This window comes from Streptomyces sp. NPDC002130, assembly GCF_040296465.1.
Classification (GTDB): Bacteria; Actinomycetota; Actinomycetes; order Streptomycetales; family Streptomycetaceae; genus Streptomyces.
Window position 1 is genome coordinate 1 of the sequence record NZ_JBEOXI010000370.1, and the last position, 6,056, is coordinate 6,056.

5 protein-coding genes and 1 pseudogene are annotated in these 6,056 nt (G+C 69.6%); all 6 read left to right on the plus strand.

Annotated elements, in window-relative coordinates:
- A partial coding sequence (locus ABT116_RS38525; RefSeq protein ID WP_351644179.1) for a hypothetical protein occupies nt 1–261 on the plus strand: 261 nt, incomplete at its 5' end.
- Between the two features lie 402 nt (nt 262–663).
- Complete coding sequence (locus tag ABT116_RS38530) at nt 664–1,479, plus strand: oxidoreductase (RefSeq protein WP_351644182.1); 816 nt, start codon at nt 664–666, stop codon at nt 1,477–1,479.
- 108 nt (nt 1,480–1,587) lie between these two features.
- On the plus strand, nt 1,588–2,430 hold the full coding sequence (locus tag ABT116_RS38535; protein ID WP_351644185.1) for an alpha/beta fold hydrolase: 843 nt from the start codon (nt 1,588–1,590) through the stop codon (nt 2,428–2,430).
- A 29-nt stretch (nt 2,431–2,459) separates the two neighbouring features.
- On the plus strand, nt 2,460–4,136 hold the full coding sequence (locus ABT116_RS38540; protein ID WP_351644188.1) for an NAD(P)/FAD-dependent oxidoreductase: 1,677 nt from the start codon (nt 2,460–2,462) through the stop codon (nt 4,134–4,136).
- The gene (locus ABT116_RS38545; protein ID WP_351644191.1) at nt 4,133–5,623 is read left to right on the plus strand and encodes an ATP-binding protein; all 1,491 of its coding nucleotides are present in this window, start codon (nt 4,133–4,135) and stop codon (nt 5,621–5,623) included. Before ABT116_RS38540 ends, ABT116_RS38545 begins: the two co-directional genes overlap by 4 nt.
- Nucleotides 5,620–6,056: pseudogene (locus ABT116_RS51040) on the plus strand (UBP-type zinc finger domain-containing protein); the annotation flags it as partial. The gene ABT116_RS38545 and the pseudogene ABT116_RS51040, both read left to right, overlap by 4 nt.

The window sequence follows — 6,056 nt, forward strand, 5'->3', positions numbered from 1 at the left end:
CCCGTCATCTCCGCCCGTATCCGGGACCCCAACCAGGCACAGGTGACCACCCTGCTGACGCGCAGGATCGCCCAGGCCCGCGGCCACCACCGCGCACCCGGCCGCTCGTCGCCGCCCTGGGGTTCCCGTTCGAGCCGCGCCGGCCACAGGTCTGCGAGGTTCACCCCCGGCCTGCTGCTGGACATCACACCCGTGTCCGACGTCGAGACCAAGGTGATGGGCTGCATGACCGCGCAGGTCCACATGGTCCGTCCGAGCTGACGGCAATGGGCTTCTCTGCCTGTTCGCGAGGGGTCTCGGCGCAGGGCACGGTGAGGCCGGCCCCGGCCCGGTCAACGTGTCCGCCGTGGTCGCCGGCACCGCCGTCCGACGCGGTGACGTGATCGTGGCCGACGACGGAGTGCTTTGCGTTCCCCTGCTGTGCCGCTCGCACACACTCGGCCACCGCCGTCGCGACCACAAAGAAAGGTAAAGCCGATCCGCCCTTCTTGACAGCTCAGTACAGAACTGCCTAGATTTCTGACTGTTCAGTACACAACCATCCTGAGCTCACCGGACAGGCTTGGTCCGGGCTTGCAGGACCGGCGCCGACCGTGTCGACCTCGGCGCGGGCGACCCCGCGCAGCGCACGACGAAGTCATGCCCAAAGCCGAAGGAACCACCATGCAGACAGCTTCCCCAGTGGCCCTCGTGACGGGCGCCTCCTCCGGGATCGGGCGGGCGGCGGCGCTCGCTCTTGTGGGCGCCGGCTTCGCGGTGGTCGGCACGAGCCGCAACGCGGCGAACGCCGAGCCGCTCGCCGGGGTGACGTTCCTCGATCTCGACGTGGCCGACGACCAGTCGGTCCGCTCGCTGGTCGGGGAGGTGATCGATCGGTTCGGCCGGATCGACGTCCTGGTCAACAACGCGGGCGTGGGCGCGGTCGGCGCGGGCGAGGAGAGCTCGATCGACCAGGCCAAGGAGATCTTCGACATCAACGTGTTTGGCGTGATGCGGATGACCAACGCAGTGCTGCCCCACATGCGCGCCCAGGGCAGTGGCCGCGTGGTCAACGTCTCCTCGGTACTCGGTCTGATCCCCGCCCCCTTCATGGCCGTCTACGCCGCCACCAAACATGCGGTCGAGGGCTACTCCGAGTCCGTCGACCACGAGCTTCGCGAGTACGGCGTCCGGATGCTGCTGGTCGAGCCGGCCTACACGAGCACGAGTTTCGAGGCGAGCAGCATGGCACCCGACTCGCCCCTGCCGGTCTACGCCGCGCAGCGGGAGGTCTCCCGCGACGTGCTGGCCACGGCCGTGCGCAACGCCGACGACCCGGACGTTGTTGCGAAGGTGATCGTCGCGGCCGCCACCGATTCCAAGCCCAAGCTCCGGTACACCGCCGGCTCGATGGCCAGACGCGTCAGCCTCCTGCGCCGGATCGTGCCCTCGCGCGCCTTCGACGGCCAAGTCCGCAAGCTCAACCGACTGGCCGGCTGACACCGCAGTACACCCGGCGCCCGAGGAGACGCACATGTCCACAACCAGAGACACCGAAGCCGGCATCGGCATCTGCCGTCCGACCGCTCTTGGAAAAGGCTGACACACATGGAGTTCGAACACGTCACCTTCGATCTGCCACACGGCACCTTTCACGCGCTGCAGGGTGGTGATCCCGATGGTCGACCGACGCTCGTCCTGCACGGCTTCCCGGACCATCCGCCGACCGCGAAGCCCTTCCTCGCCGAGCTCGGCCGCCGCGGCCGTCACGTCCTCGCACCCTGGCTTCGCGGTTACGCGCCGTCCCCGACCGCGGGGCCGTTCGACTTCGCATCCCTCACCGGCGACGTGCTCGCGCTGATCGACCGCTGGTCTCCGGGGCGAGCCGTGGAGTTGGTCGGCCACGACTGGGGCGCCATGATCACATACGATGCCTGCGTCACCGCGCCGGAGCGGATCGAACGCGCGGTCGCGCTCGCCATCCCCCACCCCCTCACGTTCGTGACCCGGCCGCGCCCCGCTCAGCTACGCCGGAGCTGGTACATGGGGCTCTTTCAACTGCCGGGAAGCGGCCGGATGGCCAGCGCCCGCGATCTCGCCCTCATCGACCGCCTCTGGCGTCAGTGGTCGCCCGGTCTCTTGCTGGATCCAGCTGTCCAGGCGGAGCTGCACGAGCACCTGCGGGCGAGCATGCCCGCGCCCATCAAGTACTACCGGGAGATGATGCGACCCGGCATGCTCAGGGCGGCGCGCCGCCTTTCTCAGCCGATCAAGGTGCCCCTGCTGCACCTCCACGGTGCCGACGACGGCTGCATCCTCCCCCCGCAGGTCGACGACCGACATCGGTTCGCCGCCCCGCACGCGATGGAGGTCGTCCCCAATGTCGGTCACTTCCTGCACATCGAGGCCCCCGAGGCGATCGCGGAACGGATCGCGGCATGGGCCAAGTAGCGGATCACATTACTCGGGGTGGGAGACGTATGGCACAGGCCGCGGACGCTGCGCGGACCGTCATCATGACCGTGGACGACGACCCCGGGGTGTCCCGGGCCGTCGCCCGTGACCTGCGACGGCGCTACGGCGAGTCCTACCGGATCGTGCGCGCCGAGTCCGGCGAGTCCGCGCTGGACGCGCTGCGGGAGCTGAAGCTGCGCGGTGATCTGCTCGCGGTGATCGTGGCCGACTACCGCATGCCGCAGATGAACGGCATCGAGTTCCTCGAACACGCCATGGACGTCTATCCGGGTGCCCGCCGTGTGCTACTGACCGCGTACGCGGACTCGAACGCGGCGATCGACGCGATCAACGTCGTCGACCTCGACCACTACCTCCTCAAGCCCTGGGATCCGCCCGAGGAGAAGCTCTACCCGGTGCTCGACGATCTCCTGGAGGCGTGGCGGTGCAGCGACTACCGGCCGGTGCCCGCCACCAAGGTGATCGGTCACCGGTGGTCGGCCCGCTCGTCGGACGTACGGGAGTTCCTGGCCCGCAACCAGGTGCCGTACCGCTGGTACTCCACCGACGAGCCCGAAGGGCAGCGGCTGCTCGCGGCCTGCGGGCAGGACGGGCAGCGGCTGCCGGTGGTGATCACGGCGGACGGTACGGCGCTCGTCGAGCCGGAGGTGCCCGACCTGGCCGCGCACGTGGGGCTGGCGACGACGCCCACGGCCGACTTCTACGACCTGGTCGTCATCGGCGGCGGTCCGGCCGGGCTGGGCGCGGCCGTGTACGGGGCCTCGGAGGGCTTGCGGACGGTGCTGGTGGAGCGGTCGGCGACCGGCGGGCAGGCCGGGCAGAGTTCACGGATCGAGAACTACCTCGGATTCCCGGACGGGGTGTCCGGAGGCCAGCTCACCGACCGGGCGCGACGCCAAGCCACCAAGTTCGGCGCCGAGATCCTCACCGCCCGTGAGGTGACCGGCTTGGAGGTCAACGGCGCGGCCCGCACCGTGCGCTTCGCGGACGGGTCGGCAATCGCGGCGCACAGCGTGATCCTGGCGACCGGCGTGTCGTACCGGCAGCTGGAGACGCCGGGTGCCGACGAGCTGTCGGGCCGCGGGGTGTTCTACGGCTCGGCGCTCACCGAGGCCGCCGCCTGCCAGGGTCACGACATCTACATCGTCGGCGGCGCCAACTCGGCCGGGCAGGCGGCGATGTACCTGTCCAGGGGCGCCAAGTCGGTCACCCTGCTGGTGCGCGGAGCGGACCTCACCGCGTCGATGTCGCACTACCTGATCCAGCAGATCGCCCAGTCGCCGAACATCTCGGTGCGGGCCCGCACGGTCGTCGAGGCCGCGCACGGCGACGACCACCTGGAACAGCTGACCTTGCGCGACACGACGAGCGGTCAGACCGAACTCGTCGACGCGCAGTGGCTGTTCGTGTTCATCGGCGCGGCCCCGCTGACCGACTGGCTGGAGGGAACGGTGTCGCGGGACGAGCGCGGGTTCATCCTCGCCGGGCCCGATGTGACCGCCGACGGGCGGCCACCGGCCAACTGGGAGCTGGACCGGCCGCCGTACCACCTGGAGACCAACATCCCCGGCGTGTTCGTCGCCGGGGACGCGCGCGCGGAGTCCGCCAAGCGGGTCGCGTCCGCCGTCGGAGAGGGAGCCATGGCCGTGATGCTCGTCCACCGGTATCTGGAGCAGTCGTGAGCGGGCGGCTGATGCCGTGCAGCGCGGGGGAGATCAGTTCGCTGTTCCTCTTCGAGAAGCTGAACTCCGAGCAGCTCGGCAGGCTGTGCAGCGAGGGACGGGTCGAACTGTTCGACCCCGGGCCGGTGTTCGCCGAAGGTGACCCGGCGACCTGCTTCTACGTGATGATCGAGGGCACCGTCGTCATGTCGCGCCGGGTGGGCAGCGACGACATCGAGGTGAGCCGCACGTCCCAGCCAGGGGTATACGCGGGGGCCGTGATGGCCTACCTCGGGGACGGGAAACCGCAGCGGTACATGAACTCGCTGCGGGTGTCGGAGCCGACACGGTTCTTCGTCCTGCCCGCCGAATCGTTCGCGAACTTCATCCACGAGTGGTTTCCGATGGCGGTCCATCTCATGGAGGGGCTCACCCTCGGTTCGCAGACCTTTCAGCGGGCCATCGGGCAGCGCGAACGGCTGCTGGCGCTGGGCTCGTTGTCCGCGGGTCTCACCCATGAGCTCAACAACCCGGCCACGGCCGCCGTACGGGCCACCTCGTCGCTCAGGGACCGGGTCGCGCACATGCGCAACAAGCTCAGCGCCATCGCCTCGGGCCCCTACCACCGCGACGCCCTGAAGGCCCTGGTCGACCTCCAGGAGCGTACGGCCGAGCGGGTCTCCAAGGCGCCGGCACTGAGCCCGCTCGAAGCGTCAGACCGGGAGGACGCACTCGCCGACTGGCTGGACGACCACGGTGTCCCAAACGGCTGGCAGATCGCGCCGACCTTCGTGCAGGGCGGTCTCGACATCGACTGGCTGGAGCAGATCGCGGCGGCCGTCGACGAGCAGGAAATCCTGCAGAGTGCCATCGGGTGGCTCACCTACACGGTCGAGACCGAGCTGTTGATGTCCGAGATCGAGGACTCCACCACCCGTATCTCGCACCTCGTCGACGCCGCCAAGCAGTACTCGCAGCTGGACCGCGCCCCCTACCAGGTCGCCGATGTCCACGAACTCCTCGACAGCACGCTGCTGATGCTGTCGGGCAAGATCGGTCCCCAGGTCAAGGTCGTGAAGGAGTACGACCGCTCGGTGCCGAGGATTCCGGCCTACCCGGCCGAACTGAACCAGGTGTGGACCAACCTGATCGACAACGCCGTCTCCGCCATCAAGAGCGCGGGCGGCGAAGGGACGTTGATCGTACGCACCGCTCTGGTGCACGACCGGCTGCTGGTGGAGTTCCGCGACACGGGCCCGGGAGTGCCGGCCGAGATCCGCGGCCGGATCTTCGACCCGTTCTTCACCACCAAGCCGGTGGGCGAGGGCACCGGGCTGGGGCTCGACATCTCCTGGCGGATCGTCGTCAACAAGCACCACGGTGACCTGGCAGTCGAGTCCGCACCCGGCGACACCCGCTTTCAGGTGCTGCTCCCCCTCACCCTCACCGCCACTGGCCCCGCCACCGGCCCCGATACCGTGCCCGACCCGGCCCAGGAGTCCTCATGACGAAGGAGACCGGAATCGACCCCGGCGTCCCGCCCAGCGGTGCCGGATGCGTTGAGTGCGACGCCGACGGCGGCTGGTGGTTCCATCTGCGGCGCTGCGCCCAGTGCGGTCACATCGGCTGCTGTGACGACGCACTCGCCAAGCACGCCACCAGTCACTTCCGGGACACGGGCCATCCGGTGATCCGCAGTTACGCACTGATCCTCGCCCGCTCCCGCCGCTCGGTCGTCGTGATCGACAGCGGCTCCCCGCGCAACGCGCCCGCGAAGGCCGTGCACGGCCTGATCGCCCTGGACGGGACCCCGCCGTCCGAGATCCTTCGACGGGGCCGGGAGCAGGTGCGCCAGTACGGCGGACGCGTCGTGTCCGGCGAGGTGGTCTCGGCCGAGTCCGCCGCCCCGTCGGCCAGGGTGACGGGGACCTGCGGTTCACC

Coding starts and splice junctions, on each gene's coding strand:
- ABT116_RS38530 (WP_351644182.1), top strand. CDS start 664: ATGCAGACAGCTTCCCCAGTGGCCCTCGTGACGGGCGCCTCCTCCGGG.
- ABT116_RS38535 (WP_351644185.1), top strand. CDS start 1,588: ATGGAGTTCGAACACGTCACCTTCGATCTGCCACACGGCACCTTTCAC.
- ABT116_RS38540 (WP_351644188.1), top strand. CDS start 2,460: ATGGCACAGGCCGCGGACGCTGCGCGGACCGTCATCATGACCGTGGAC.